The following is a 26355-nucleotide window of genomic DNA, read 5'->3' as shown; positions in this document are numbered from 1 at the left end:
GGCGCATCGCGGTGCGCCGGCTCCAGCAAGGCCTGTTTTTACAGGGCCAGTTCGGCCACTACGTCGGCCAGGGCCTTGGCCGGATCGGCCGCCTGGCTGATAGGACGACCGATCACCAGATAGTCGGAGCCGGCATCCAGGGCCTGGCGCGGGGTGAGGATCCGCCGCTGGTCGTCCTGGGCGCTGCCTGCCGGACGAATACCCGGGGTTACCAGTTGCAGCGACGGATGGGCGCTCTTCAGCGCCTGGGCTTCCAGGGCCGAGCACACCAGACCGTCCATTCCGGCTTTCTGCGCCAGGGCGGCCAGGCGCAACACCTGCTCCTGGGGCTCGATGTCCAGGCCGATACCGGCCAGGTCTTCACGCTCCATGCTGGTGAGCACGGTGACGCCGATCAGCAGCGGCTTGGGGCCGGTACGCTGATCAAGCACGTCGCGGCAGGCAGCCATCATGCGCAGGCCACCGGAGCAGTGCACATTGACCATCCACACGCCCATTTCCGCGGCGGCCTTGACCGCCATCGCGGTGGTGTTGGGGATGTCGTGGAACTTCAAGTCCAGGAACACTTCGAAACCCTTGTCCCGCAGGGTCCCGACAATCTCGGCGGCGCAGCTGGTGAACAGCTCCTTGCCGACCTTGACCCGGCACAGTTTGGGGTCCAGTTGATCGGCCAGTTTCAGTGCGGCGTCACGGGTGGGAAAATCCAGGGCGACGATGATAGGAGTCTGGCAGGCGGACATGAAGGGGCTCTCAGGCAAGTCGAAATCGGCGCGGATTGTAGCGCAAGCCGCGCCGCTCCGGGACCCGATCAACGGTAAATCCTCCTCAACGGTGTCCAAGCCACCTGAACACCCCGGCCAATCCCCGGCGACGCAACGGCATTTGTATCAACGCCGATACACTGACGACACGCCGGCAACAATCCCCGGCGCTACCCTCGCCCGCCGCAACACCTTCGAACAGCACTTCCAGCCCCAGGGCCGGACGCCTATGCTGAAGCCACAACCTCGCCGTCGCCTCCTGATGGCCGGCAGCCTACCTGGCAGATGAACGCACCCATGCATAACACTCCAGCCCCTCTGAACGACGACTCCAAAGCCGTGGCCAATGGCGACGACAAGCGCTGGAACACCCGGGCCCTGATCGTCGATGACGACGTGCCGATCCGCGAACTGCTGATCGACTATCTGGCGCGCTTCAACATCCACGCCAGCGGCGTCACCGACGGCGCGGCAATGCGCCAGGCCCTGCAGACCGAGCACTTCGACGTGGTGGTCCTGGACCTGATGCTGCCCGGTGAAGACGGCCTGTCCCTGTGCCGCTGGCTGCGTACCGAATCGGATATCCCGATCCTCATGCTCACCGCTCGTTGCGAACCCACCGACCGCATCATCGGCCTGGAGCTGGGCGCCGACGACTACATGGCCAAGCCCTTCGAGCCGCGGGAGCTGGTGGCACGGATCCAGACCATCCTGCGCCGGGTGCGCGACGATCGCAGCGAACAGCGGGCCAATATCCGCTTCGACAACTGGCGCCTGAACAGCGTCCTGCGCCAGTTGATCTCCGCCGATGGCCTGGTGGTGCCGCTGTCCAACGCCGAGTTCCGCCTGCTCTGGGTATTCATCGAACGCCCGCGCCGGGTACTGAGCCGCGAACAACTGCTGGACGCCGCTCGCGGCCGTTCCATCGAAGCCTTCGATCGCAGCATCGACCTGCTGGTGTCGCGCCTGCGGCAAAAACTCGGCGACGACCCGAAATCGCCACAGCTGATCAAGACCGTGCGCGGCGAGGGCTACCTGTTCGACGCCCGGGATATCGGCTGATGCGAGGGCGTTTCGATACGTTGTTCGGCCGCCTGTTCGGTGTCTTGCTGATCGCGATCGTACTCGCCCATCTGCTGGCGTTTTTCTGGTTTCACCACTACGGACCGCCCCCTCCGCCGCCACCGCCTCCCGGCTCGGCGGAGCTGATCAACGGTCAGCGCCCGGGCCCGCCTGCGCCTTATCCAAGACGCCCACCGCGCCCCTGGTTCGGCGGCCCGCTGGTGCCCCTGACGTTCCAGTTCATTTCCCTGATCATTGCCGCCTGGTACGGCGCCAAGCTGTTGTCGCGGCCGATCCAGCGCCTGAGCGCGGCCGCCGAACGCTTGAGCGAAGACCTCAACAGCCCGCCCCTGGAAGAAGTCGGCCCACGGGAAGCACGCCAGGCGGCCAGCACCTTCAACCAGATGCAAAAGCGCATCCGCGAACAGGTCCAGCAGCGCGGACGCATGCTCGGCGCCGTCTCCCATGACCTGCGCACACCGCTGTCACGCTTGAAACTGCGCCTGGAACAGATCGAGGACAGCAAACTGCAGGGGCAGATGCGCCAGGACCTGGATGACATGATCAAGATGCTCGACGCCACCCTCAGCTATCTGCATGAACAGCGCACCAGCGAAGCCGAGCAATGGATGGACGTGCAGGCACTGGTGGAATCGCTGTGCGAAAACGCCCAGGACCAGGGCGCCGATGTCCAGGCCCAGGGCCACTGCGCGCCCTTGCTGGTCCAGCCCATGGCCTTGCAATCGTGCATCAACAACCTGCTGGACAACGCCCTGCGCTATGCCGGCCAGGCAACCCTGGCCCTGGAAGACAACCGCGAGCACTTGCTGATCCGGGTCATCGACCACGGCCCGGGGATTGCCGCCGACAAGCGCGAAGCAGTGTTCGAACCCTTCTTCCGCCTGGAGGGCTCGCGCAATCGCAACTCCGGCGGTGTCGGCCTGGGCATGACCATCGCCCGTGAAGCCGCCGAACGCATGGGGGGGCAACTGCGGCTCGAGGAAACCCCCGGCGGTGGCCTGACCGCGGTACTGCACCTGCCACGCCCCTGAGCGCCTTGTGCAGCGGCAGGTACAAACCGCCAATACCCAGGACAACTCCCCCCCAAGGATCAGCGCGGTTCCTGGGTCCGGGCCTGGCTGGCGCTCCAGTCCAGCAACAGGCTATAGGCCACCGCCAGCAGGGTCGGGCCGATGAACAAGCCGATAAAACCGAAGGCAATCAGGCCACCGAACACCCCGAGCAGCACGATCACCAGCGGCAGGTTGCCACCGCGGCTGATCAGGTACGGCTTGAGCACGTTGTCCACGCCACTGATGATGAACGTGCCCCAAATCCCCAGGAACACGGCCATGCCGTACTCGCCTTTCCAGGCCAGCCAGGCGGTCGCAGGAATCCATACCAGGGGCGGGCCCATGGGAATCAGGCTGAGCAGGAAGGTGACGATGCCCAGCACCAGCGCCCCTGGCACGCCGGCAATCAGGAAGCCGATCAGCGCCAGCAGGCCCTGGGCTGCGGCGGTGCCAATCACGCCGTTGACCACCCGCTGCACGGTGCCTGCCACCAGGTCGATGTAGTAGCCGGCACGCTCGCCGATCAGGCGCTCCAGCAGCTTGTGCACGAACAGCGCCAGGCGCGGGCCGTCGCGGTAGAAGAAAAACACGAAGACAATGCTCAGGGTCAGTTCGAGAATGCCCCCGCCGATCTGCGCGCTACGGGCCAGCAACCAGTTGCCCACCTGCCCCAGATAGGGCTTGACCGCAAGCATCAGCGCCGCGCCCTGCTGATCGATGCTGTTCCACCAGCCCACCAGGCGCTCCCCCACCAATGGCAGGTTCCCCAGCCACTCCGGAGCGGCGGGCAGGCCATCGACCTGCACATCCTTGATGAAGGCCGTGGCGTCACGCACATGGTCCGCCAGGTTGAGGCCGAGCCAGACCAGCGGCGCAGCCACCAGCACCATCCAGCCCAGCGTCAGCAGGGCCGCGGCCAGGGATTCGCGGCCATTGAGCCAGCGTGTCAGCAGGCGCATCAGCGGCCAGCTGGCAAACGCCAGCACCGCGCCCCAGAACAGCGCCGACCAGAAAGGCGCCATGACCCAGAAGCTGGCACCGAACAACACCAGGAGCAGGATCTGCACCAGCAGGCGATCGTTATTGGGCATGAAATGTCTCGCGCAAGAATAACCAGTGAAGAGTAGGCGAACCCGCGATCGCGGGTTGCCCAAAAAGAACTTAACGCAGCAGTTCGAAGTGCAGACCCAGCGCTTCGGTGTTGCCGGTTTCCATCCGCGTGGCCAGCACGCCTTGGCCGATCAGCGCCTGACGCCAGGCTTCGGCCTGTTTCCCAGACAGGCTGACGCGCATCGTGGTGTCCAGGTTCAGCCCGCGCGACAGCAGAGTCAGCCAGGTGGGCTGGGGCTCGGCGAGTTTGGGCAGGTCCAGCTTGCCGGTGTCCTTGAGCTGGCGCAGCAGGGTCGCCGACGTCGGCAACAGGTCCCCAAGCGGAGCGTTGGCGTCGAACTGCTCCACATGCAAGTAAGCCCGGCGGTTACCCCGGGTGATGCCGTACAGGGCTACCAGTGAGTTGTCCTGGGGCGCCGCCAGCCGCAGCAGCAGGTAGGCCTGCTGCTCATCGGCGCCAAACAGCTTGGCGTTGCCGAACACCTCGTTGGCCCACAGGCTGCTTTCGCCACAATCACGCGCCTGGCACCAGAACAGCAGCTCGGCGCCCTGCTTCTGCAGGGCTTCCCTGGCCAGGGTAAAGGCTTCGTTGGAGGTGCGCTCCGCGGGCAACTGGTAGGTGATGGCGGTGAGCTTGCCGCGGGCATTGACCTGGCCGTCGAAACGCAACTGACCGCTGATCCTGCGGATTGAACCCAGGGGGTAGACGCGCTCCTGCTCCACTTCGGGACGGTAGTCGACGATCTGTGCATCGGTCAGGCGGGGTACCAGGGGCAAGTCGTGACTACCCGGCAGATCGGCGGCCAGTGCCAGGGCACTGGCCAGGGACAGGCTCAGAATACTGATTGAACGCATGGAAACTCTCATCGGATAAGCATGGCCTGGGCGCCCTTGACGACGCTGGCATCGTCACTGCGTTGCGGAACCTGCAAGCCACGCTGCACCGCAGGGCGTGCCTCCAGGGCCGCCATCCAGCGCTGCAGCGCCGGCAGGCCTTGCACCGAAACCCCGGACCATTCATGGCCGCGCACCCAGGGGAAGGTGGCGATGTCGGCAATACTGTAGTCACCGGCCAGGTACTCGGCCTGTTGCAGGCGCGTGTCGAGCACTTCGTACAGGCGCCGGGTCTCGTGTTGATAACGGTCGATGGCGCCCTGCAGCTTTTCCGGGAAATAACGGAAGAATACGTTGGCCTGGCCTTGCATCGGCCCGATCCCACCTATCTGGAACATCAGCCATTGCATGACCCGCGAACGGCCCTTGGGGTCGGCCGGCAGCAGTTGGCCAGTGCGTTCGGCCAGGTACACCAGGATCGCGCCGGACTCAAACACCGGGAAATCACCATTGTCGCGGTCGACGATGGCCGGAATACGCCCATTGGGATTGATCTTCAGGAACGCTGGGGCTTTTTGCTCCTTCTTGTCGAAACTCAAGGCATGCACCTCATAGGGCAGCCCGAGTTCTTCAAGCAGGATGGAAACCTTGTGACCATTGGGGGTCGCAGCGGTGTACAGATCTATCATGGTTGTCTCCCATTTCAACCCGCCCAGCCTCGACAGTTGACCCCGTCAAGTCAAGGAACGGCGAAAAACCGATTGAAACAGTCTGCGACAAAGGTTGCACCGGCCTCATCGTTGAGGTGCAAGTGGTGCCCGCCCGGCAGCTGCTCACGGCTGAAGGGTAGACGCTGCAACAAAGCCTGGTGCTTGGCCAGCATGCCGTCGGCGGCCACCACCAGTTGTGTCGGGCAAGCAACCCGCTGGACAAAGGACATGGCCTGCTCCTCGGTCAGACGCAATGGCGAGGCCAGGGTCAGACGGCTGTCGCTGCGCCAGGTATAGCCGCCAGGCACCGGCATCAGGCCGCGCTGGGCCAGCAGTTCGGCGGCCTCGCGACTGACCGCCACCAGGCCCTTCATGCGGGCCTCGATAGCTCGCTCCAGGGTGGCGTACACCGGCTTGCTCTTGTTCTGCAGGTTCAGTTGCGCCTGCAACGCCATGCCCAGGCGCTCCGCGGCATCCTCGCCATTGGCCGTCGGCGGTATCACCCCGTCGATCAGGGCCAGGTGGCTGACCCGCTCCGGCAGGGCCGCCGCCAGCACCAGCGAGACGATCGCCCCGAGGGAATGGCCAAGCAGGGCAAAACGCTTCCAGCCCAACTGCTCGGCGGCTTGCAGCACGTCATAGACGTAGTCCCACAGGGCATAACCAGCCCCTGCCGGGCGATGCCCGGAATGACCGTGGCCGGCCAGGTCCAGGGCAACGATGCGCAGGCCTTCGAGCTTGGGCGCCAGCCGGGCAAAACTGTTGGCGTTATCCAGCCAGCCATGCAGGGCGATGACCGGCAGACCGTCCTCGGGCCCGAACAGATGGGCCGCCAGTTCAATATGCGGCAGGTTCAGGCGGACTTCTTCGACGGCGTGGCTCATGCAGGGCTCCGTTGCCAGCGAGTGAACAGGTCCTTGAGCAGCGCCGCGGTGTCCTGGGGACGTTCAAGGGGAAACATGTGGCCGCCGGGCATGGTCAGCGACTCGCCCAGGGGCATGCGCCCCACCGCGCTGGTGTGGTGGCGCATCACTACCCGGCTCTGCTGCCCACGCACCACCGCCAACGGCACCTTGAGCTGGCGCGCGCTGCCCGGGCTGGTGTGGGGCACACCACGGTAGATGCTGATTTCCGTGGCCGGATCGAAACGCAGGCGCAAGCGGTCGCCCACTTGCTGCAGGCCATGCTGCAAGTACGCGTCCAGGCAATCGGGGTCGAAGGCTCGGAACAGCGTCTTGCGGGCAAAGTAACTGCGTGCGGATTCGATGTCGGCAAACTCCTCGCGGCGCCCCAGGGTTCGTCCGGCGGGAGTCAGACGGTCGATGAAACCAAAGCGCTTGGCGGCGCGGATCACCCACTGGTCGGCCCGGGTCAGCACCGGCGAATCGAGCATCACCACCCCCCGATACAGCTCCGGGCAGCGCAGGGCCGCGTGCAGATGCAGCACGCCCCCCAACGAATGCCCCACGCCCCACACCGGCTGCGCCTGCTGTTGCAGGTGGTGGATCAGCTCATCCACCAGGCTCTTCCAGTTGTCGTCCACCGGAAAGCGCGGGTCGTGGGCATGCTGTTGCAAATGAGCCACCTCGAACTCCGGCGCCAGGGCGGCAAACAGCTTGCCGTACGTGCCGGAGGGAAACCCATTGGCGTGAGCGAAAAACACCTGTTGCGACATACCGACCTATCCATCCACCAAACCAACACCGATTGTCCGCAGGCCCTTGCACCAGGGCAATGACCGTAACGGACAGGAATACTGACACCCAGGCTCAGCCTATGGCGCGCTCACTCATTGCGCCGGCGGCGTTTGCCCCAGAGGCACCACGGCCATGGTCAGGCGCGAAATACAACTGGCCTTGCCTTCATCGCTGCTCAGGCGGATATCCCAGACATGGGTGGTGCGCCCAATATGAATGGCCCTGGCCACCGCCGTGACCCGGCCACTGCGCAAGCCGCGCAGGTGATTGGCGTTGATCTCCAGCCCCACGCAATAGAACTGGCTGGCATCGATACACAGGTAGCTGGCCATGGAGCCGACGGTTTCCGCCAGCACCACCGAAGCCCCGCCATGCAGCAACCCGTAGGGCTGGTGGGTGCGATGGTCGATGACCATGCTTGCGCTCAGCGATTCCTCATCAAACGACTCGAAGCGAATATCCAGCACTTCGCCGATGGTGTTCTTCTGTGCCGCGTTCAGTTGCTCGATGTTTGGAGTGGTACGCCATAGGCTCATCGCTGCTTCCCTTCTGGGTGGTTATTGTCGATCAATCCTGCCACAGCACTGCTTCGCCGCGCTCGCTCCAGCGTTGAAAACTGCCGCCATAGGTGGACTCGATCACATTGCGCTTGATCTTCAGGGTCGGCGTCAGAAAGCCGTTCTCCACGGCCCAACTGTCCTTGACCACCACCAGCCGATGCAGCCGCTCATGCTTGTCCAGGTCTCCATTGACCTGGGCCAGCAGGCTTTCCAGGCTATGGTGCAAACCTTCCCGGGCGCTGCCTGCCGCGGCCTGCCAGCCCGCCGCCGACAGCACGCACAGGCCCAGGGGCGCCGTCAGCCCGTCACCCACCACGCACACCTGCTCGATGTGCGCATGCACCGCCAGGCGGTTCTCGATGGGCGCCGGGGCCACGTACTTGCCCTTGCTGGTCTTGAAGATTTCCTTGAGCCGGCCGGTCAGGCGCAGGTTGCCGGCGGCATCCTGCTCGCCCTTGTCGCCGGTGCGCAGGAAACCGTCCTCGGTGAGGGTCTCGGCGGTCTTCTGCGGGTCCTTGAAATAGCCCTGCATGGTGGCCCCGCTGCGTACCTGAACCTCCCCCGCCTCATCGATACGCACTTCGACCTCCGGGCAGGGGCGGCCAATCCAGCCGGGCACATGCTCCCCGGAACGACCGATGTGGGAATAGCCGCAGCTCTCGGTCATGCCATACACCTCCAGCACGTCCAGGCCCAGGCGCCGATACCAGTGCAACAGGGTCTGGGGCACCGGTGCCGCGCCCGACAGCGCAACCCGCAGCGCGTCCAGCCCCAGCCCGGCCAGCACCTTGTGGCCGACACGCTTGCCGATGAAAGGCAGGCCCAGGAGGAAATCCAGGCGCTTGGCCGGCACTTTGCTGTAGACCCCCATCTGGAACTTGGTCCAGATCCTCGGCACGCCAAACAGCGCAGTCGGCCGGGCCCGCTGCAGGTCGGCGAGAAAGGTATCCAGGCTCTCGGCGAAGAACACCGTCTGTCCGGTATAGATCGCCGCCATTTCGACGAACATGCGCTCGGCCACGTGACACAGGGGCAGATAGGACAACAGCCGGTCCTGCGGGCCGAGGCCGAAAAGCCGGGTCCCATGGCTGGCGGCAAAACCCAGGTTGCCGAAGCTGTGCATCACCCCCTTGGGCAGGCCGGTGGTGCCGGAGGTATAGATGATGGTCGCCAGCTGATCTGCCGGCGGGCTCGGGTTGTCCTCGACCGCCGTGCAACCTTGCAGGTCGTCCCAGCTGAAATCGAAATGCCCTGCAGGAGCCAGAGGCAAGCGAATGGTCGGCAGCCCGGGCTTGATGCCAGGCGCCATTGCCGGCCAGTCGTCGAGCTTGCCGATGAACACCAGGGCCGACTCGGAATGCTCCAGTACCTGGGCCACCGAATCGGCGGTGAGATTGGGATACAGCGGCACCGAGACATGCCCGGCAATCCAGATTGCCAGATCGGCAATGATCCAGTGCGCGGAGTTCTTGCCGATGATTGCAATGTGGCTACCGGCTGGCAGCTGGCGCTCGCGCAACCACTGTGCCGCACGCCGGGCCTGCTGGCCGACCTCAAGCCAGCTCAGTTCCTGCACCTGCCCGCCGGCACTGGGCTGAACCAGAAAACGTTGCTGGGGATGACGAGCCTCGCGCTCGTAGAACACTTGCAGGGGCAAACGAAAAGCAGCAGACATGACTCGCTCCTTTGTTTTTATTCTGTTCGTGAGACCAACCAAGCACTTGCTCGGTCGACTATTCCACGCACAAAGGAGCGCTGCAAGCGAAGAAATGTAGCGGATCGCAACCAGGTATCGGTGGGGGCGACGCGACAACGGCGACCGGGACAGGCCCGGCCGCCGGGCCCATCAAGGGTGGGTCACAGCATTCAAGGTCATCAGCCCCGCCAGTGGCCAATCGCCTTCCAGCTCCGCCAGGCTGGCGGTATTCATGGGCTGGGGATCACGCAGGTGGCCGTGCTGCAGCAAGCCGATCAGGTTGCCGACCAGAGGCTGATGGCTGACCAGCAGCAGGTTGTCGGCACTTTCCAGTCGCTCCAGCACCTGCAGTGGATTGGCCTCGGGCGTGAGCCAGGGCACGGTGCGGATCTCCCCTGCGAAACCCAGGGCCTCGCGCACCAGGTGCGCGGTCTGCTGGGCACGCACATAAGGGCTGGCAATGATCGCGTCGATGGGTTTGCCGATCAGTTGCGCAGCGCTGCCCAGCACTTCCTCGCGGCCATGGACGGTGAGGTTGCGCTCAGCGTCGGTAGCGGCATGGGCCTCGGCCTGGCCATGACGCAGTACCCACAGCTTCACAGCTTGGGCTCCTCGTCACGCACTGGATGCGGTGCCGGCGCAACACTATGGGGCGCTTCGCCTTCAGGCGCCCGAGGCGTCGGCCAATCGGCGAACGGCCAGGGTTTCTGTTCGGTGTGGAAGCTGCCGAAACGGCCGATCTGCGCCAGGAACTGGCTAAGGCTGTCGCCAAAGTTCATCAGCCCGGCATTCGGTGCGCCGTAGATCAGGCGATAGATCAGTTGCACCAGGACCAAAGCGCCCAGAAGAAACTGTGCCACCTGCCACACCAGCACGAACACCAGCATCCACAGCACGCGCAGGAGGATGGACTCGTATTTGGCTTCGGATTTCATATCGTTCATGTCTGGCTCCTGTGCTGCTCAGTTGAATCCGCTGGTGGAGATAAAGTCGACGTCGGTTTTCGGCTCGCCGCGCATCAGCAGCTCGATCACCTGATTCAGCGTACGCCCTTCGAACAGGATCGCATGCAGCCCCGCTACCAGCGGCATATAGACCCCCAGCTCCTGGGCCTTGGCCTTGAGTACCTTGAGGGTGTTGACGCCCTCCGCCACTTCGCCCAGGCGGGTCACCGCCTCTTCCAGGCTAAGGCCCTGGCCGAGGGCGAAGCCCACCTGGTAGTTGCGGCTCTTGGGCGAGGAGCAGGTGACGATCAGGTCACCAACCCCGGCCAGGCCGAGGAACGTCATGGGGTTGGCCCCCTGGCTCACGGCAAAGCGGGTCATTTCCGCCAGCGCGCGGGTGATCAGCATGCTCTTGGTGTTTTCGCCCATGCCCAGGGCCACCGCCATGCCGGCGATGATCGCGTAGACGTTCTTCAAGGCGCCGCCCAGTTCCACGCCAAAGCGGTCGGCACTGGCATAGACGCGGAAGGTGCGGCCATGCAGCGCAGCCTGGACCCGCTGGCAGAGCTCTTCGTCTTCGCTGGCGACCACGGTAGCGGTCAGGGCGTGCTCGGCCACTTCCCGGGCCAGGTTGGGGCCAGAAAGTACGCCGATCCGCGCTTGCGGGGCTATATCCTCGAGGATCTCGCTCATCAGCTTGAAGGTCTGGGCTTCGATACCCTTGGTCAGGCTGACCAGGAACTTGCCACTGAGCAGATCGGCGTGGGGCGCCAGCACCGAGCGCAGGGCGCTGGAAGGCAAGGCGACAAAGCACAGGTCACTGCCATTGAGGGTGGCCAGCAGGTCGGTGACCGGCTCCACCGCCGGATGAATCTTGATGCCCTTGAGATAACGCGGATTCTCGCGATTGACCCGAATGGCCTCGGCCTGCTCGGGGTCGCGCATCCACTGCCGCACCGAGTGGCCGTTCTCGGCCAGCAGATTGGCCACGGCGGTACCAAAACTTCCGCCTCCCAGGACCGCAATAGGGCGCTGTTGTGTCATATGCAATCCGTTTATCCATAGCAGTGGCGATGGCGGCATTATACGGGGCGGTTTTCTCACCACCAGCCCCAGGGACCATTCAGGCAACCTGTCGGGAACACGTGGAGTCATTCGGGGAATGTCGGGCTTATCGACTGGAAAACTCGACTATCTCGGTTAACATGCGCGCCATTCATCTAGATTCAAGGCTGTGTCGTGTCTGCTGGCCCCTCACCTCTTCGTCTGTCACTGCTGCTGGGCATGCTGTTCGGCCACCCGGTGCTGGCCGACGATCTGTTCCTGGACGGCAATGCCCTGCCCGAGGTGTTGACCGCCACGCGCCTGAAACAGTCCCCCGCCGCGGTCCCCGGCAGCATGACGGTGCTCGACAATGAGCTGATCAAGGCCAGCGGTGCCCGGGACATCAGCGAGCTGCTGCGCCTGGTGCCTGGGATGATGGTCGGCGCCATCAGCGGCAACCAGGCCACGGTCAACTACCACGGCACCAACGCCAGCGAAGCCCGGCGCATGCAGGTGCTGATCGACGGGCGCTCGGTGTATCGCGCGGGCCTGGCGACCGTGGACTGGAGCGATATTCCGGTGGCCATGGAAGACATCGAGCGCATCGAGGTGTTCCGCGGGCCCAATACCGTCAGCTACGGCGCCAATGCGCTGATGGCGGTGGTCAACATCATCACCCGCGCCCCGGCCAACAGCCACGGCACGCGGGTCAAGGTGACCCGCGGCCAGCGCGGCATCAGCGACTGGTACGCCAGCCAGGGCAGCGGCTGGGAAACCGGCGACCTGCGCCTGTCGCTGTCGGGGCAGGAGGATGATGGTTTCGACAAGAATCGCCTGGGTGCCGACTACCGTGACAGCAAGCGCTTGAACCGCTTCAGCCTGTCGGTAAGCCAGATGCTCAACGAACAGCAGAGCATCGACTGGCAGTTGAATGCCAAGGAAGGCACCAACCAGCGGCCTTATACCTATCTGCCGGTGTTCCATGGGGTAACCCAGCAAGGCAACAACTCCGATGTGGTGGCCAAGGACTACGCCGGGTCACTGCGCTGGAACCTCGAGCTCAATCCGCAGCACAGTCTGTATGTCCAGGGCTCGGCCCAGCACTGGGACCGCCAGCAGACCTGGCGCGCCTGTGACGCGGCGATTTCCTTCAGCCCCGAGCTGACACGCCTGTGGCAACTCAATCCGAATTACGCCGAGCGGTTGGCGCGGGGCATAAACCGCTATCCGACGGCCCCATCAGGAACAGCCGCAGAGGAAGCTCTCGCCAGCCAGGTCCTCCAACAATGGAATAACGGAGGCGGTAACAAAACCGTCTGCGGCAACATCGACCAGAGCTCTCGTGAAACCCGCTACGACCTTGAACTGCAGGACACCCTGAGCCTCAGCGATAACCTGCGGCTGGTCAGCGGCATGAACTATCGTTACGACCGGGCCGACTCCGAAACCTACTTCAACGGCACCCTCGACGACACCACCTGGCGCCTGTTCGGCCAGCTGGAATGGCGGGCCAGCGAGCATTGGCTGATCCAGGGCGGGGCTATGTACGAAGACACCCAGCTGACCGGCAACTCCCTGACCCCAAGGATTGCGGTCAACTACCTGATCAACCCGCGCCACGGCTTGCGGGCGGTGTATTCGGAAGCCATCCGTTCCCCGGACATGTTCGAGAACAACGTCAACTGGAGCTACCGGGTCACCGGCCTGAGCGCCCCGGTCTACGGCCAGACCAGTGCCCAGTACTTCGTCAAGACTCGCGGCCCCGGCAACCTCGACCAGGAACGCATGCGCTCGCGCGAACTGGGCTACAACGGCTATTTCGTCGATCAGGCGCTGAACCTCGACATCAAGCTGTTCTACGACGAAATCAGCGGAATGATCAGCGAACCGCTGCGCAACAACCAGTACATCGCCAGCAACAGCAACACCTCACGCTTTTCCGGCACCGAGAGTCAGCTGGACTGGCAACTGAGCCGCGCCGACCGCCTGCGGCTGACCTACGCCTACGTCCACGCACAAGCCAGCAACCGCCTGGACCAGCGCCTGACCGCCAGCAACAGCGGCTCCGCCGGCTGGCTGCGCAATTGGGGCCAGGGCTGGTCCAGCGCACTCTTCTACTATGGCGACAGCGCCCTCAACGGCTACCGCTTCGAACGCATCGACACCCGCCTCGCCAAGCGCCTGGCCCTGGGCAATGCCAGCCTGGAACTGGCCGGCACCCTGCAACAGCGTCTCGACCACCAGCCCACGACCTACGCCGACAACCTCTACGACTCACGCCATGTGGTCTATTTCAGCGCCGAGCTGGAGTTCTGACATGGGCCACTGCCGGCCCTGGAAGGCCCTGCGCGCGTACCGAAACCTCAGCCTGTGCCTGGCACTGGGCATGCTGCTGGGCAGCCCGTCGTGGGCCGCCGATGTGCTGCTGACCGCCAGCGAGGATAACGGCAGCGTGCACACCTTCACCCAGGAACTGGCCACTCAGCGCCCCCAGGACCAGGTACGCTTCGTGCCCCTGAGCCAACTGCCACCACCGGGCCAGTTACCCAGCAGCACGCGCTTGATCCTGCTGGACCCGCAAAGCCTCGACTGGCGCCTGCAGGACCCGCAAGGCCCGCCGACCCTGGTCCTGCGCATCAGCCGCCTGCAGGCCGAACAGCGTCTGCAGGGCAGCCCTCACCCGCGGCTGAGCCTGCTCTGGAGCGACCCGCCCCTGGACCGCCAATTGCGGTTGATCCGCAACGTCCTGCCCCAGGTACGCCGGGTGGGAGTGCTGTACAGCGCCGACAGCCAGTTCCTGCTCAAGGAACTGCGCCAGATGGCGCAAGCCCTGGACATGGAAATCATCGCCGAGCCCTGGGACAGCACCAGCGACAGCCGCCCATTGCAAAACCTGCTGCGCAACAGCGAGGTCCTGCTGGGCCTGGATGACCCGCGGCTGTACAACCCGAAAACCGTGAAGAACCTACTGCTCAGCACCTATGCCCGGCAACAGGCGCTGATCGGCCCCAACGCCGGCTTCGTTCGCGCCGGCAGCCTGGCCAGCACGTACAGCGACCAGCAGGACTGGTTGCAGACCCTGGACAACCTGCTCGACCAACCGCCGGCTCGCTGGCCCCGTACGCTGTACCCGGCGGCCTTCAAGGTACTGAGCAACCCACAGGTGGCACGCTCCCTGGGTCTCGAGGAAATCGACCCGCAAGCGGTAGCCCGCCAGTTGAGTGAAGGAGAGAAACACCCATGACATTGCGTCGCCGATGGGATATCCAGACCCGCACTCAGCTCATCAGCCTGGGCCCCGCGCTGCTCCTGACCCTGCTGTTGATCAGTTTCTTTACCTTCGTGCGCATCCAGGATCTGCGCCAGGAGCTCAACCACACCGGGCAATTGATCGCCAACCAGCTGGCACCGGCCACCGAGTACGGGGTGATTTCCGGCAATAACGAAGGCCTGGAAAGCCTGCTGCAGGCCACCCTGGCCACGCCCCATGTGCACTTCCTGGAAGTCCAGGACAGCGCCAACAACATCCTGGTGTATGTCGAGCAACCCTCGGCCAGCCATAACCACGCGCAGCAGATCAAGGTCTTCCAGGCCCCGGTGCGCCTGCAGCGCATTCAGGTACACAACGACTTCCTGCAGAACGACCCGGCCAGCCTGGCAACCCAGGGCGACGGCTACCTGGGCCGCGTGATCGTCGGCATGTCCAACGACGCCTTCAGCCAGCGCCAGCAGGAAATCCTCCTCAAGGCCGCGATTCTCGCGCTGTTCGCCCTGCTGTTCACCTTCCTCCTGGCCCGACGCCTGGCGACCGGCCTGGCACAGCCCATCCGCGCCATGGGCGATGCGGTCAAGGCGATCCAGGAAGGCGACTTCAAGACCCCGCTACCGGTCGTCGACGACGGTGAACTGGGCAACCTGGCCCGTCACATCAACAACCTCGCCGCCGGCCTGGAACTGGCCAGCCGCGAGCAGCATCAGGCCATGTCCCAGTTGATCCAGACCCGGGAAGAGGCGGAACGGGCGAACAAGGCCAAATCGGATTTCCTGGCGATGATGAGCCATGAGCTGCGCACTCCGATGAACGGCGTGCTGGGCATGCTGCAGTTGCTGGAAACCACCGAGATGACTCAGGAGCAGAGCGAATACGCCGCCCTGGCTTCGGAATCCACCGAACACCTGCTGAAGGTGATCAACGACATCCTCGATTTCTCGCGTATCGAACGCTCGGCCCTGGAGCTGGAACACATCCCGTTCAACCTCGCCGAGCTGATCAGCAGCTCGGCCCAGGCCTTCCAGCACAGCGCCCTGCAACGCGGCCTGGACCTGCAACTGCGGCTGCCACCCGGCATGGAGTCGCTGCAGGTCAAGGGCGACCCGACGCGAATCCGGCAGATCCTGGTCAACCTGATCGGCAACGCCCTGAAATTCACCGAACAAGGCAGCATCACCATCGAGCCGCAGTGGCAGGCCCTGGACCACGAGCTGCTGTGGTTCACCTGCGCGGTACGCGACAGCGGGATCGGCATCAGCCCGGCCAGCCTGGAACTGATGTTCGACGCCTTCCAGCAGGCCGACAGCTCGATTTCCCGACGCTACGGTGGCACGGGCCTGGGCCTGCCCATCGCCCGCACCCTGGCCGAGCGCATGGGCGGCACCCTGCGGGCGCAGAGCGAGGAAGGCCGCGGCTCGGTGTTCACCCTGGAAATCCCCCTGGCGCTGTTCCAGCAAAGCCTGCCGGTACTGGCGCCACGGGTGAACAGCCATCAGAGCTCCGGAGAGGGGCGCAACGTGCTGCTGGTGGAAGACAACCCGGTGAACCAGACCGTGATCCAGGCCATGCTGCGCAGCCTGGGGTTCACCGTGAGCATCGTCACCGACGGTGCCCAGGCGGTTCGCAGCGCCGAAAGCCTGATCTTCGAGGCGATTCTGATGGATTGCCGGCTGCCGCTGGTCGACGGCTATGAAGCCACCCGGCAGATTCGCCAACTGCCCGGTTGTGCCGATTTACCCATCATCGCCCTGACCGCCAACGCCTTGCAGGGCGACCGCGAAGCCTGCCTGGCCGCGGGTATGAACGACTACCTGGCGAAGCCTTTCAAGCGCGCGGATCTGCAGCAAATTCTCCAACGTTGGGTGCAGTAACAGGCTATTTTCGAGCATCTGCGACTGGCGTCATGGGCGAAAGTGCGGCAGTCTTAGGCACCCGACGGGGCCCTGAAAAGGCCCTCAAAAAAAATTTCAGTGCACAAGTGTACATTCATGCCCTTTGCGCTGTGACTTTCACTACAACGCAATAGTCTATGAGTAGGCTGCCGGCTCGAGGCATGAACGCTTCGATCGGCCGGGAAGATTTGCCCAACCCTGCCGCACGGGACTATTGAGGAGCTCGCATGACCAAACAAAACGCCTTTACTCGGGAAGACCTGCTGCGCTGCAGTCGCGGTGAGCTGTTCGGCCCAGGTAACGCGCAACTGCCCGCCCCCAACATGCTGATGGTGGATCGCATCACCCATATCAGCGAAGAGGGTGGCAAGTACGGTAAAGGTGAATTGGTCGCTGAGCTGGATATCACTCCAGACCTGTGGTTCTTCGCTTGCCACTTCGAAGGCGACCCGGTGATGCCAGGCTGCCTGGGCCTGGATGCCATGTGGCAACTGGTCGGTTTCTTCCTCGGCTGGCAAGGCCTGCCGGGCCGCGGTCGTGCCCTGGGCTCGGGAGAGGTAAAATTCTTCGGTCAAGTCCTGCCGACCGCGAAAAAGGTGACCTACAACATTCATATCAAGCGCGTGCTCAAGGGCAAGCTGAACATGGCCATCGCCGATGGCTCGGTCAGCGTTGACGGCCGCGAAATCTATACCGCCGAAGGCCTCCGGGTCGGCGTGTTTACCTCAACTGACAACTTCTAAGGGTTATCCGCATGCGCCGCGTCGTTATCACTGGTCTGGGCATTGTTTCGTGCCTGGGCAATGACAAAGAGACCGTCTCCGCTAACCTGCGTGCAAGTCGCCCTGGCATCCGCTTCAACCCGGAATATGCCGAAATGGGTCTGCGTAGCCAGGTTTCCGGCTCCATTGACCTGCCCCTCGAAGAACTGATCGATCGCAAGATCTATCGCTTCGTCGGCCACGCGGCGGCTTACGCCTACCTGGCCATGAAAGACGCCATCGCCGACTCCGGCCTGAGCGAAGAACAAGTGTCCAACCCGCGTACCGGCCTGATCGCCGGCTCCGGCGGTGCTTCGACCCTGAACCAGATGGAAGCGCTGGACATCCTGCGCGAGAAAGGCGTCAAGCGCGTTGGCCCATACCGCGTCACGCGGACCATGAGCAGCACCGTTTCCGCCTGCCTGGCCACGCCGTTCAAGATCAAGGGCCTGAACTACTCCATCGCCTCTGCCTGCGCCACCAGTGCTCACTGCATCGGTACCGCCATGGAACAGATCCAGATGGGCAAGCAGGACATCGTCTTCGCCGGCGGCGGTGAAGAAGAGCATTGGAGCCAGTCGTTCCTGTTCGACGCCATGGGCGCCCTGTCCAGCCAGTACAACGACACCCCGGAAAAGGCCTCCCGCGCCTACGACGCCAAGCGTGACGGTTTCGTCATCGCCGGCGGTGGCGGCATGGTGGTCGTCGAGGAGCTGGAACACGCTCTGGCCCGTGGTGCCAAGATCTACGCGGAAATCGTCGGCTACGGCGCCACTTCCGACGGCTACGACATGGTGGCCCCAAGCGGTGAAGGCGCGATCCGCTGCATGCAGATGGCCATGTCCACCGTCGACACCCCGATCGACTACCTGAATACCCACGGCACCTCGACCCCGGTCGGCGACGTTGCGGAAATGAAGGGCGTGCGTGAAGTGTTCGGCGACAAGGCTCCAGCCATCAGCTCCACCAAGAGCCTGTCGGGTCACTCCCTGGGCGCCGCCGGCGTTCACGAAGCGATCTACTGCATGCTGATGATGGAAGGCAACTTCATGGCCGGTTCGGCCAACATCGACGAGCTGGATCCGGAAGTGGCCGACATGCCGATCCTGACCAAGACTCGCGAAGACGCCACCATCAACACCGTGATGAGCAACAGCTTCGGCTTCGGTGGCACCAACGCCACCCTGGTGCTGAAGCGCTGGCAGGGCAAGTAAGCCCCGCCGCTGCTGCGGATGAAAAAGCCCCGACTGGTTCGGGGCTTTTTTTCGCCTGAAATTCCCCCGCCAGCCAGGCCCGAGGAAACCCGCAAGAGCCGCGTGGCCGGCGCGAGAAGCTCACACCGAAAAACGCGCCACCATGGTGTTCAGGTCCACCGCCAGCCGCGACAACTCCTGGCTGGCAGCACTGGTCTGATTGGCTCCGGCTGAAGTCTGCAAGGCCAGATTGCGGATGTTCATCAGGTTGCGATCCACTTCGCGCGCCACCGCCGCCTGCTGCTCGGAGGCGCTGGCAATGACGATGTTGCGCTCATTGATCTGGGTGAACGCCGAAGCGATTTCCTCCAGCGCCTGCCCCGCCGCCTTGGCGACCTCCAGGGTCGAATGAGCGCGGCTATTGCTCTGCTGCATGGAACTGACGGCCTGGTCGGTGCCCTGCTGGATACCGCCGATCATCTGTTCGATCTCCTGGGTCGACTGCTGAGTCCTGTGGGCCAGGGCCCGCACTTCATCGGCCACCACCGCAAAGCCGCGCCCGGCATCGCCAGCGCGCGCCGCCTCGATGGCCGCGTTCAAGGCCAGCAGGTTGGTCTGCTCGGCAATCGAACGGATCACCTCCAGCACCCGGCTGATGCCGTAGACCTTCTGCGCCAGCTCTTCCACCTGGCTGGCATTGGCCGTCACGTCCTGCGCCAGCGACTCAATCGACAGCACCGTCTGCTGCACCTGCTCGCGCCCATGCTGGGCGATGCGATCAGACTCCCGCGAGGCCTCGGACGTGGCCACGGCATTGCTGGCCACCTCCTCCACCGCCGCGGTCATCTGGTTCACCGCCGTGGCCGCCTGATCGATTTCCAGGCTCTGTTGATGCAACCCCCGGGTCGCATCCTCAGTGACACAGCTGAGTTCTTCGGAGGCCGAAGCCAACTGGCTGGATGAATCGGAGATGCGCCGGATGGTTTCCCGCAGGCTGTGCTGCATGGCCTTGAGTGCCTGCAGCAGGCGCGCCGGCTCGTCCCTGCCAGTCACGGTGATATCGCCGGTCAGATCGCCACCAGCCACCACCTCAGCGACATTCAGCGACTGCGCCAACGGCAGGACGATACTCCGGGTCAGCAACAGCGCCAGGCCGATAGTCACCAGCGCCGCCAGGGCAATCATGCCGATCACCCATACTCGGGACTTGCTGAACACCGCCTGAGCCAGATCGGTGGCATGAGTGGCGCTCTGCTTGTTCAACTCGATCAGGTCGTGCAGGGTCGCTGCCATTTCGTCGGCCAACTGGTTCATTTCACCGTTGACCACCTTGACCGCTTCTTCCAGCTGATTCGCGCCGGAGAGCTGCATGACCCGCTCCTGCCGCTGCAGGTACTGCTTTTCGGTGGTTTTGAAACGATCGAACAGAACCCGCTCCTGGGGCAGCAGGATCAGGGATTCGTAGCGCCCCTGGGCAACCCCGAGGGCACTCTTGATCTCGTTGATCTTGTTTTCGTTCTGGACGATCGCCTGCGGGTCGCGATTGATCAGCAACCGCAGGGTCAGGGCGCGAATGCGCAGCAGGTCCTGGCTCATTTCACCAACGGACATCACGCTGGGCAGCCAATTGCTTTCGACTTCATCGGACTGCTGGCGCATGTTGCCCATCTGCATCAAGGCGAATGCCCCGAGAGCAAACACCATCAGCGCCAGCAAGCCAAAACCCAGGCTCGCGCGTAGCGCAATGTTGAGACTTCTAAGGCTCATTCCTCTGGCTCCTTCCTAGAGCGCTGCAAAAACTTGCAGCAGGGTGCTCTTAGACGGTATCGGGCCTCTGGAAAATTGCGTAAGACAAAAACGTGATATCAAAACGCCCTAGCACTCCGATACCTAGAAATGAAGCGATTCAGCACCTCGAAAATCGCGGTTATGCCAACAAACGGTCGCCCTGGAAGGTCATCAAGCCGCCAGCGCAAGGTTATCGATCGGCGCTTGGCGCGGAGCCGCATCGACCGCGGCGCCGAGTCGCAGGCGCAGGCGCAGAAAAAGGGGAACGCCGGCGCCTCGATATGCTCTATAACTCCAGCACCTTCACAGCCTGATCCTTATTCATCACTGCCTGAGGTTTGCCATGACCATCACCGTCAACACCGAGTCCAGCGAAAGTTTCCGCCACAGCATCCAGGTCGACGACCATCAATTGTTCACCGACCTGCCCACGTCCGCCGGAGGCGAGGGCACCGCCCCCGAGCCCCACGACTACTTCGACGCAGCCCTGGGCGCCTGCAAGGCCCTGACCCTCAAGCTCTATGCGCAGAAGAAGAACATCCCGCTGACCGGGGTCACGGTGGAGATCAAGCACGACAACAGCGAAGAGCAGAAAGGCAAATACGGCCTGCACGTCAAGCTGACCCTCAAGGGCGTGCTCACCGATGCCCAGCGCGAAGAGCTGCACCGGGTGGCCGACCGTTGCCCGATCCACAAGCTGATGACCAGCAGCGAAGTCAGCATCGAGACCCACCTCTCCGAAGGCGCCTTCAGCCAGTAGCGGCAAGGCGGACAGCTGGGGGTTATGCTGACGGGCATAACCCCGACCAGCCTGGAATCCGCCATGAACTCGCCCCTAGTGATCCGTCCCCGCGTCGAGGACGTCGAAGGCCAGCCTATCCTCCGCCCCCTGCCTTCGGCACAGTGCCGCAGCGTTGGGCCTTTCGTGTTCTTCGACCACATGCTGCAAACCCGCTACCCAGCGGGCAAAGGCATGAATATCCGCCAACACCCGCATATCGGCCTGTCCACCCTGACCTACCTGTTCAGCGGGCAGATCCAGCACAAGGACAGCCTCGGCTCGGACCAGATCGTCGACGCCGGGGACGTCAGCTGGATGACCGCCGGCAGTGCCATCGCTCACGTCGAGCGCACGCCTGCGGCCTTGCTGGGCGAGGATTTCGCGATGCATGGCTTGCAGGTCTGGCTGGCCTCGCCCAAGGAACATGAACAGGGGCCCGGGCACTACAGCCATCACCCCGCCGTCACGCTGCCGGTGAGTGACAACCTCGGGGTCACGATCCGCATGATCGCCGGCAGCGGCTTCTGCCTGGAATCGCCAGTGCCGGTGCTCTCCCCGACCCTGTATGCCGAGCTGCACCTGCGGACCGCCACCAGCCTGTTGATTCCCACCGAGCATCAGCAGCGCGCGCTGTATGTGTTGGACGGTGAGGCACAGCTGGACGGCGAGCCAGTGCCCCAGCACTCGCTGGTGGTGTTGCCGGAGGGAGAAAACGCCACGCTGTTCGCCGAGAGCGACTGCCATGCGGTACTGCTCGGCGGTGCGCCTCTGGACGGGCCGCGACGGATCAACTGGAACTTTGTCGCCAGCGACCCACTGCTGATCGATGAAGCACGCAGACGCTGGGCGGCCGGGGACTGGCCGCAAGTGCCGGGAGAAAGCGAGCGCATCGAACTGCCCTCCTCCCGCCACTGACCCGCAGGAGCCGGCCTGCCGGCGAACAGGCCCGTGAGCTTTGCGTTGCTCACTGGCGCCTTTGCTGGCACGCCAGCGCCTACGGGATCAGCGGGTCAGCCCTGGAACACTTCGTCCAGCAGGTAGTGCATGGTGGCGAAGGCCCGAGCGGAAGTCTTGGCGTCGTACATCATCTTGCCCGGCAGGTTGGCGTGGGTATCGGTGAAGGAATGCACCGCGCCGCCGTAGCTGACCAGCTGCCAGTCCACCCCCGCCGCATCCATTTCCGCTTCGAAGGCCGGCAGTTGCTCCCTGGCCACGAACGGATCGGCCGCGCCGTGCAACACCAGGACCGAACCCTTGATGTTCTGCGCGTCAGCCGGGGTGGGCGTATCCAAGGTGCCGTGGAACGATACCGCGGCCTTCACCGGCGCCCCGCTGCGGGCCAGCTCCAGCGCGCAGCAGCCGCCAAAGCAGAAGCCGAAGGTCGCCAGCTTCGAAGTGTCCACCGCGGCCTCGGCCTGGCTCTGCAGGGCGCTGAAGGCCGCCTGCATGCGCTTGCGCAACAGCGCCCGATCCTCCTTGAGCGGCATCATCGCGGCCCCGGCCTGGCTGGCATCGCCGGGGCGCAACGACTGGCCATACAGGTCGGCGATCAGCACGACATACCCCTTGGCCGCCACCGACTCGGCGAGCTTCTCCGCGCCGGCGCTGACACCCATCCAGTTCGGCGCCATCAGCAGCCCCGGGCGCGCATCTTTATGGGTTGCATCGAAGGCCAGTCGGCCTTCATAGGGCTGGCCATCGATCTGATAGACCACGGAACGCACGGTGATTTGACTCATGACTTATCTTCTCCAGTAGGGGGACACCAGAATGAAAAAACCCGCCGAAGCGGGTTTTTCCTGCAACCTGGTTAAACCGACAGTTCAACCAGCAGCTTGTTCAGTCGGCGCACATAGGCCGCCGGGTCTTTCAAGCTGTCACCGGCCGCCAGGGCCGCTTGATCGAAGAGGATGTGCGATAGGTCGCCAAAGCGCTCTTCGCTCTGCTCGCCGTCGAGTTTCTCGATCAGCGGGTGGGTCGGGTTGAACTCGAAGATCGGCTTGGAATCCGGAACCTTCTGCCCGCTGGCTTCAAGGATCTGACGCATTTGCAGCCCCAGGTCCTGCTCGCCGATGGCCAGGATCGCCGGCGAGTCGGTCAAGCGGTGGGAAACCCGCACTTCGCTGACGCTCTCGCCCAGGGCGGTCTTGATCCGCTCAACCAGGCCTTCCTTGGTCTTGGCGACTTCCTCGGCAGCCTTCTTGTCCTCTTCCGAGTCCAGGTTGCCCAGGTCCAGGTCGCCACGCGCCACGTCGACAAAGCTCTTGCCGTCGAATTCGTTGAGGTAGCTCATCAGCCACTCGTCGATACGGTCGGTGAGCAGCAGCACTTCGATGCCTTTCTTGCGGAAGACTTCCAGGTGCGGGCTGTTCTTCACCTGCGCGTAGGATTCGCCGGTGAGGAAGTAGATCTTGTCCTGACCTTCCTTGGCGCGGGCCAGGTAGTCGGCCAGGGAAACGTTCTGCTCGCCGTCATCACCCTGGGTGGAAGCGAAGCGCAGCAGGCCGGCAATCTTCTCCTTGTTGGCGAAGTCTTCGGCCGGGCCTTCCTTCATCACCTGACCAAAGTTCTTCCAGAAGCCCTTGTATTGCTCAGGCTCGTTCTTCGCCAGTTTTTCCAGCATGTCCAGCACGCGCTTGGTCAGCGCCGACTTCATCGAATCGATGATCGGGTCTTTCTGCAGGATTTCCCGCGAGACGTTCAGCGACAGGTCGTTGGAATCCACCACGCCCTTGATGAAGCGCAGGTACAGCGGCAGGAACGACTCGGCCTGGTCCATGACGAACACGCGCTGGACGTAGAGCTTGAGGCCCTTCGGCGCTTCACGCTGGTACAGGTCGAACGGTGCACGAGCCGGTACGTAGAGCAGCGAGCTGTATTCCAGCTTGCCTTCGACCTTGTTGTGGCTCCAGCTCAGTGGGTTCTCGAAATCGTGAGCGATGTGCTTGTAGAACTCCTGATATTCCTCGTCCTTGATCTCGGTACGCGGACGGGTCCACAGGGCACTGGCGCGGTTGACGGTTTCCCACTCCAACGCCGGTTTCTCTTCGCCTTCAGCAGCAGCGGCCTCTTTCGGCAGCTCGATCGGCAAGGCGATGTGGTCGGAATACTTCTTGATGATGTTGCGCAGGCGCCAGCCATCGGCGAATTCGTCTTCACCGGACTTCAGGTGCAGGACGATGCGGGTACCGCGTTCGGCCTTGTCGATGGTCGCAACCTCGAACTCGCCTTCGCCCTTGGACGACCAGTGCACGCCTTCGCTGGCCGGCAGGCCGGCACGACGGCTGAACACTTCAACCTGGTCGGCAACGATGAACGCGGAGTAGAAACCCACGCCGAACTGACCGATCAGGTGCGAGTCCTTCTTCTGGTCGCCGGTGAGGTTCTTCATGAAGTCGGCGGTGCCGGACTTGGCGATGGTCCCCAGGTGGGTGATCACATCTTCGCGGTTCATGCCGATACCGTTGTCTTCGAGGGTGACGGTCTTGGCGTCCTTGTCGAAGCTCACACGGATTTTCAGTTCGGCGCCACCTTCCAGCAACTCGGGCTTGGACAGGGCTTCGAAACGCAATTTGTCGACGGCGTCAGAGGCGTTCGAGATCAATTCGCGAAGGAAGATTTCCTTGTTGGAATACAGCGAATGGATCATGAGGTGCAGCAGCTGCTTCACCTCGGTCTGGAAGCCCAGGGTTTCCTTTTGAGTTTCCACACTCATGGTCATCAAACTCCAATCAGATGGCTGTGGCCGCGTTCCGGGAGCGGAGGGCGGCGGGATGACATGAAAGTGGGGGTCGCTCGCTGGATTTCAAGGGGCGAGGCTCTCTTCAATCTTGAAATGTGCCCTGGCGGTAGCAATTGGCTCGTCGGCGGTGCTCTGCCAGGCGGTGATGGCAACGTTGGCCACCCTCCTCCCCTGACGACACACCTGGCAACGGGCGAAGGTGTCGCGAAATTGCCCGGCGCGCAGGTAGTCGAGGGAAAAGTCGATGATCTTCGGAACCCCGGGCGAGCCCGTGAGAATCAGCAGGTGCAGGGCCGCCGCCAGCTCCATGAAGCCGGCGATCACCCCGCCGTGCAGGGCCGGCAGCAAGGGATTGCCGATGTTGTCCTTGTTGGCTGGCAGGCGAAACAGCAAGTCATCCCCCAGGCGGGTGCATTCGATACCGATCAAGTTGGCGTAGGGAATCTGCTCCAGCAATGCCTTGAAATCGCCCTGCTGGCGAGCCTGATCCAGTAGCGCTCGAAGGTCCACGCTCATGCCTGCTCTCCCTTGAGGGCGCTGGCGAAGCCGCGACTCCCCTTGAGCCCCTTGCCCATGCGCATGAAGGTGCCGACGACGTGGGCCACCGGTCGCTCTGGATCGTCCTGGTAGGCAAAGCCGCGGGTGAAGATCACATCGGTGGTGACCCGGTAACACTGGGCAAAACCATGCACATCGTGATGAGGCACCGCCGGGTGCATATAGTCTATGCGCAGGTCCAGGGTCGGACACACCTCGAACTCCGGCAGCACACAGAGCGTGGCCATGCCACAGGCACTGTCCATCAGCGTGGTCAGGGCACCGCCATGAATGATCCCGCTTTGCGGGTCACCGACGATCTGCGGGCTATAGGGCAAGGTCAGGGTCAGGCCTTCTTCGCAAGCGCTGTGCACCCTGATGTTCAGCACCTGACAGTGGCGCAAGGCTGAAAGAAAGCGCGTCGCACGCTCGAAAACAAGGTTTTGCACCATAAGACTTATCTCTTTTTATTGTCAGGAATGAGCATTTAATCAAGCTGGAAAAAGTTCCGTGAAACAAACACTTAATATATCTGTGAGCCTCAAGGAACTTAAATCACAAGGCCATGATCGAAAGGCCAGTAGATATCTTCACTCAGGAGAAACACCCCATGCGTAAGACTTTAGCTATTGCCCTGATGCTGACCGCTTCCCTCGGTCTGGCTGCCTGCGACAAAAAATCCGAGGACAAAGCTCAAGATGCCAATCAACACGCTGAGCAAGCTCAACAGAAAATGAACGAAGCTCAGGATAAAGTGAACGAAGCGGCGAAAGAAAACGCCGAAGCAGCCAAAGATCAGGCTGAATCCAACAAGGCCGCTGTTGAAGAAAGCGCCAAGGAAGCAGCCCCTAAGACCAACTAAGTCTGTCTTAGCGCAATACAGAACAAAGCCCGCCAAG

The 26355-nt window shown here is 63.2% G+C and carries 26 protein-coding genes; 10 read left to right on the top strand and 16 right to left on the bottom strand.

The window, feature by feature from the left end:
- Positions 1-38: 38 nt before the first annotated feature.
- On the bottom strand, positions 39-740 hold the full coding sequence (pyrF, locus tag LXM55_RS15865; RefSeq protein ID WP_233321255.1) for an orotidine-5'-phosphate decarboxylase: 702 nt from the start codon (positions 738-740) through the stop codon (positions 39-41).
- A 318-nt stretch (positions 741-1058) separates the two neighbouring features.
- Between pyrF and LXM55_RS15860 the strand changes: the two genes are divergently transcribed.
- Both LXM55_RS15860 and LXM55_RS15855 read left to right on the top strand, forming a co-directional pair.
- Complete coding sequence (locus LXM55_RS15860; RefSeq protein ID WP_233321254.1) at positions 1059-1823, top strand: response regulator; 765 nt, start codon at positions 1059-1061, stop codon at positions 1821-1823.
- Complete coding sequence (locus LXM55_RS15855; protein ID WP_233321253.1) at positions 1823-2875, top strand: sensor histidine kinase; 1053 nt, start codon at positions 1823-1825, stop codon at positions 2873-2875. Before LXM55_RS15860 ends, LXM55_RS15855 begins: the two co-directional genes overlap by 1 nt.
- Positions 2876-2934: 59 nt before the next feature.
- Here the strand turns inward: LXM55_RS15855 and LXM55_RS15850 are convergent, their stop codons facing one another.
- The 10 genes from LXM55_RS15850 to LXM55_RS15805 all read right to left on the bottom strand — a co-directional run bounded on the left by LXM55_RS15850 (position 2935) and on the right by LXM55_RS15805 (position 11491).
- Positions 2935-3987: an AI-2E family transporter gene (locus tag LXM55_RS15850; protein WP_233321252.1), complete on the bottom strand. Its 1053-nt coding sequence runs from the start codon at positions 3985-3987 to the stop codon at positions 2935-2937.
- Positions 3988-4057: 70 nt separating this feature from the next.
- Positions 4058-4861, bottom strand: a complete 804-nt coding sequence (locus LXM55_RS15845) for a DUF4892 domain-containing protein (RefSeq protein WP_233321251.1) — start codon at positions 4859-4861, stop codon at positions 4058-4060.
- A gap of 8 nt (positions 4862-4869) precedes the next feature.
- Positions 4870-5529 (bottom strand): glutathione S-transferase family protein, encoded by a 660-nt coding sequence (locus LXM55_RS15840; RefSeq protein WP_233321250.1) that lies wholly within the window; start codon positions 5527-5529, stop codon positions 4870-4872.
- A 50-nt stretch (positions 5530-5579) separates the two neighbouring features.
- Positions 5580-6434 carry an alpha/beta hydrolase gene (locus LXM55_RS15835; RefSeq protein ID WP_233321249.1) on the bottom strand — a complete coding sequence of 285 codons (855 nt, stop codon included), beginning with the start codon at positions 6432-6434 and terminating at the stop codon, positions 5580-5582.
- Positions 6431-7225, bottom strand: coding sequence for an alpha/beta fold hydrolase (locus LXM55_RS15830; RefSeq protein ID WP_233321248.1), 795 nt, complete (start codon positions 7223-7225; stop codon positions 6431-6433). Before LXM55_RS15830 ends, LXM55_RS15835 begins: the two co-directional genes overlap by 4 nt.
- A gap of 114 nt (positions 7226-7339) precedes the next feature.
- Positions 7340-7783 carry a hotdog fold thioesterase gene (locus LXM55_RS15825; protein ID WP_233321247.1) on the bottom strand — a complete coding sequence of 148 codons (444 nt, stop codon included), beginning with the start codon at positions 7781-7783 and terminating at the stop codon, positions 7340-7342.
- A 31-nt stretch (positions 7784-7814) separates the two neighbouring features.
- Entirely contained in the window at positions 7815-9482 is a 1668-nt protein-coding gene (locus LXM55_RS15820; RefSeq protein WP_233321246.1) for an AMP-binding protein, read from the bottom strand.
- Between the two features lie 171 nt (positions 9483-9653).
- A complete protein-coding gene (sixA, locus tag LXM55_RS15815) occupies positions 9654-10103 on the bottom strand; it encodes a phosphohistidine phosphatase SixA (RefSeq protein ID WP_233321245.1) in 450 nt (149 codons plus the stop codon).
- A complete protein-coding gene (locus LXM55_RS15810) occupies positions 10100-10447 on the bottom strand; it encodes a DUF4389 domain-containing protein (protein WP_233321244.1) in 348 nt (115 codons plus the stop codon). Before LXM55_RS15810 ends, sixA begins: the two co-directional genes overlap by 4 nt.
- Before the next feature lie 18 nt (positions 10448-10465).
- Complete coding sequence (locus LXM55_RS15805) at positions 10466-11491, bottom strand: NAD(P)H-dependent glycerol-3-phosphate dehydrogenase (protein ID WP_233321243.1); 1026 nt, start codon at positions 11489-11491, stop codon at positions 10466-10468.
- A gap of 195 nt (positions 11492-11686) precedes the next feature.
- Between LXM55_RS15805 and LXM55_RS15800 the strand changes: the two genes are divergently transcribed.
- The 5 genes from LXM55_RS15800 (at position 11687) to fabB (ending at position 18629) form a co-directional block, all read left to right on the top strand.
- Positions 11687-13807, top strand: a complete 2121-nt coding sequence (locus LXM55_RS15800; protein ID WP_233321242.1) for a TonB-dependent receptor plug domain-containing protein — start codon at positions 11687-11689, stop codon at positions 13805-13807.
- Position 13808: 1 nt separating this feature from the next.
- Positions 13809-14735 carry an ABC transporter substrate-binding protein gene (locus tag LXM55_RS15795; RefSeq protein ID WP_233321241.1) on the top strand — a complete coding sequence of 309 codons (927 nt, stop codon included), beginning with the start codon at positions 13809-13811 and terminating at the stop codon, positions 14733-14735.
- Entirely contained in the window at positions 14732-16633 is a 1902-nt protein-coding gene (locus LXM55_RS15790; protein ID WP_233321240.1) for an ATP-binding protein, read from the top strand. Before LXM55_RS15795 ends, LXM55_RS15790 begins: the two co-directional genes overlap by 4 nt.
- Positions 16634-16881: 248 nt before the next feature.
- Positions 16882-17397 carry a 3-hydroxyacyl-[acyl-carrier-protein] dehydratase FabA gene (gene fabA, locus LXM55_RS15785; protein WP_011060067.1) on the top strand — a complete coding sequence of 172 codons (516 nt, stop codon included), beginning with the start codon at positions 16882-16884 and terminating at the stop codon, positions 17395-17397.
- A gap of 11 nt (positions 17398-17408) precedes the next feature.
- Positions 17409-18629, top strand: a complete 1221-nt coding sequence (gene fabB / locus LXM55_RS15780) for a beta-ketoacyl-ACP synthase I (RefSeq protein ID WP_233321239.1) — start codon at positions 17409-17411, stop codon at positions 18627-18629.
- A gap of 120 nt (positions 18630-18749) precedes the next feature.
- On the opposite strand, the gene LXM55_RS15775 is transcribed toward fabB, so the two are convergent.
- A complete protein-coding gene (locus tag LXM55_RS15775) occupies positions 18750-20375 on the bottom strand; it encodes a methyl-accepting chemotaxis protein (protein ID WP_233321238.1) in 1626 nt (541 codons plus the stop codon).
- Positions 20376-20739: 364 nt separating this feature from the next.
- Between LXM55_RS15775 and LXM55_RS15770 the strand changes: the two genes are divergently transcribed.
- On the top strand, positions 20740-21156 hold the full coding sequence (locus tag LXM55_RS15770; protein WP_233321237.1) for an OsmC family protein: 417 nt from the start codon (positions 20740-20742) through the stop codon (positions 21154-21156).
- A gap of 63 nt (positions 21157-21219) precedes the next feature.
- Entirely contained in the window at positions 21220-22092 is an 873-nt protein-coding gene (locus LXM55_RS15765; protein WP_233321236.1) for a pirin family protein, read from the top strand.
- 95 nt (positions 22093-22187) lie between these two features.
- Here the strand turns inward: LXM55_RS15765 and LXM55_RS15760 are convergent, their stop codons facing one another.
- The 4 genes from LXM55_RS15760 to LXM55_RS15745 form a co-directional block, all read right to left on the bottom strand.
- On the bottom strand, positions 22188-22916 hold the full coding sequence (locus LXM55_RS15760; RefSeq protein ID WP_233321235.1) for a dienelactone hydrolase family protein: 729 nt from the start codon (positions 22914-22916) through the stop codon (positions 22188-22190).
- A gap of 71 nt (positions 22917-22987) precedes the next feature.
- The gene (htpG, locus tag LXM55_RS15755) at positions 22988-24892 is read right to left on the bottom strand and encodes a molecular chaperone HtpG (protein WP_233321234.1); all 1905 of its coding nucleotides are present in this window, start codon (positions 24890-24892) and stop codon (positions 22988-22990) included.
- Positions 24893-24982: 90 nt separating this feature from the next.
- A complete protein-coding gene (locus tag LXM55_RS15750; RefSeq protein ID WP_233321233.1) occupies positions 24983-25435 on the bottom strand; it encodes a PaaI family thioesterase in 453 nt (150 codons plus the stop codon).
- Complete coding sequence (locus LXM55_RS15745) at positions 25432-25908, bottom strand: PaaI family thioesterase (protein ID WP_233321232.1); 477 nt, start codon at positions 25906-25908, stop codon at positions 25432-25434. The genes LXM55_RS15750 and LXM55_RS15745 overlap by 4 nt, the downstream gene beginning before the upstream one ends.
- Before the next feature lie 158 nt (positions 25909-26066).
- On the opposite strand from LXM55_RS15745, the gene LXM55_RS15740 reads away from it, so the two are divergent.
- Positions 26067-26318: a hypothetical protein gene (locus LXM55_RS15740; protein ID WP_185700662.1), complete on the top strand. Its 252-nt coding sequence runs from the start codon at positions 26067-26069 to the stop codon at positions 26316-26318.
- Positions 26319-26355: the final 37 nt, after the last annotated feature.

This window comes from Pseudomonas sp. Au-Pse12 (genome assembly GCF_021341665.1).
GTDB lineage: Bacteria > Pseudomonadota > Gammaproteobacteria > Pseudomonadales > Pseudomonadaceae > Aquipseudomonas.
This window is presented reverse-complemented; position numbering and strand designations above follow the sequence as displayed.

Coding starts and splice junctions, on each gene's coding strand:
- pyrF (WP_233321255.1), bottom strand. CDS start 740: ATGTCCGCCTGCCAGACTCCTATCATCGTCGCCCTGGATTTTCCCACC.
- LXM55_RS15860 (WP_233321254.1), top strand. CDS start 1,059: ATGCATAACACTCCAGCCCCTCTGAACGACGACTCCAAAGCCGTGGCC.
- LXM55_RS15855 (WP_233321253.1), top strand. CDS start 1,823: ATGCGAGGGCGTTTCGATACGTTGTTCGGCCGCCTGTTCGGTGTCTTG.
- LXM55_RS15850 (WP_233321252.1), bottom strand. CDS start 3,987: ATGCCCAATAACGATCGCCTGCTGGTGCAGATCCTGCTCCTGGTGTTG.
- LXM55_RS15845 (WP_233321251.1), bottom strand. CDS start 4,861: ATGCGTTCAATCAGTATTCTGAGCCTGTCCCTGGCCAGTGCCCTGGCA.
- LXM55_RS15840 (WP_233321250.1), bottom strand. CDS start 5,529: ATGATAGATCTGTACACCGCTGCGACCCCCAATGGTCACAAGGTTTCC.
- LXM55_RS15835 (WP_233321249.1), bottom strand. CDS start 6,434: ATGAGCCACGCCGTCGAAGAAGTCCGCCTGAACCTGCCGCATATTGAA.
- LXM55_RS15830 (WP_233321248.1), bottom strand. CDS start 7,225: ATGTCGCAACAGGTGTTTTTCGCTCACGCCAATGGGTTTCCCTCCGGC.
- LXM55_RS15825 (WP_233321247.1), bottom strand. CDS start 7,783: ATGAGCCTATGGCGTACCACTCCAAACATCGAGCAACTGAACGCGGCA.
- LXM55_RS15820 (WP_233321246.1), bottom strand. CDS start 9,482: ATGTCTGCTGCTTTTCGTTTGCCCCTGCAAGTGTTCTACGAGCGCGAG.
- LXM55_RS15810 (WP_233321244.1), bottom strand. CDS start 10,447: ATGAACGATATGAAATCCGAAGCCAAATACGAGTCCATCCTCCTGCGC.
- LXM55_RS15805 (WP_233321243.1), bottom strand. CDS start 11,491: ATGACACAACAGCGCCCTATTGCGGTCCTGGGAGGCGGAAGTTTTGGT.
- LXM55_RS15795 (WP_233321241.1), top strand. CDS start 13,809: ATGGGCCACTGCCGGCCCTGGAAGGCCCTGCGCGCGTACCGAAACCTC.
- LXM55_RS15790 (WP_233321240.1), top strand. CDS start 14,732: ATGACATTGCGTCGCCGATGGGATATCCAGACCCGCACTCAGCTCATC.
- fabA (WP_011060067.1), top strand. CDS start 16,882: ATGACCAAACAAAACGCCTTTACTCGGGAAGACCTGCTGCGCTGCAGT.
- fabB (WP_233321239.1), top strand. CDS start 17,409: ATGCGCCGCGTCGTTATCACTGGTCTGGGCATTGTTTCGTGCCTGGGC.
- LXM55_RS15775 (WP_233321238.1), bottom strand. CDS start 20,375: ATGAGCCTTAGAAGTCTCAACATTGCGCTACGCGCGAGCCTGGGTTTT.
- LXM55_RS15770 (WP_233321237.1), top strand. CDS start 20,740: ATGACCATCACCGTCAACACCGAGTCCAGCGAAAGTTTCCGCCACAGC.
- LXM55_RS15765 (WP_233321236.1), top strand. CDS start 21,220: ATGAACTCGCCCCTAGTGATCCGTCCCCGCGTCGAGGACGTCGAAGGC.
- LXM55_RS15760 (WP_233321235.1), bottom strand. CDS start 22,916: ATGAGTCAAATCACCGTGCGTTCCGTGGTCTATCAGATCGATGGCCAG.
- htpG (WP_233321234.1), bottom strand. CDS start 24,892: ATGAGTGTGGAAACTCAAAAGGAAACCCTGGGCTTCCAGACCGAGGTG.
- LXM55_RS15750 (WP_233321233.1), bottom strand. CDS start 25,435: ATGAGCGTGGACCTTCGAGCGCTACTGGATCAGGCTCGCCAGCAGGGC.
- LXM55_RS15745 (WP_233321232.1), bottom strand. CDS start 25,908: ATGGTGCAAAACCTTGTTTTCGAGCGTGCGACGCGCTTTCTTTCAGCC.
- LXM55_RS15740 (WP_185700662.1), top strand. CDS start 26,067: ATGCGTAAGACTTTAGCTATTGCCCTGATGCTGACCGCTTCCCTCGGT.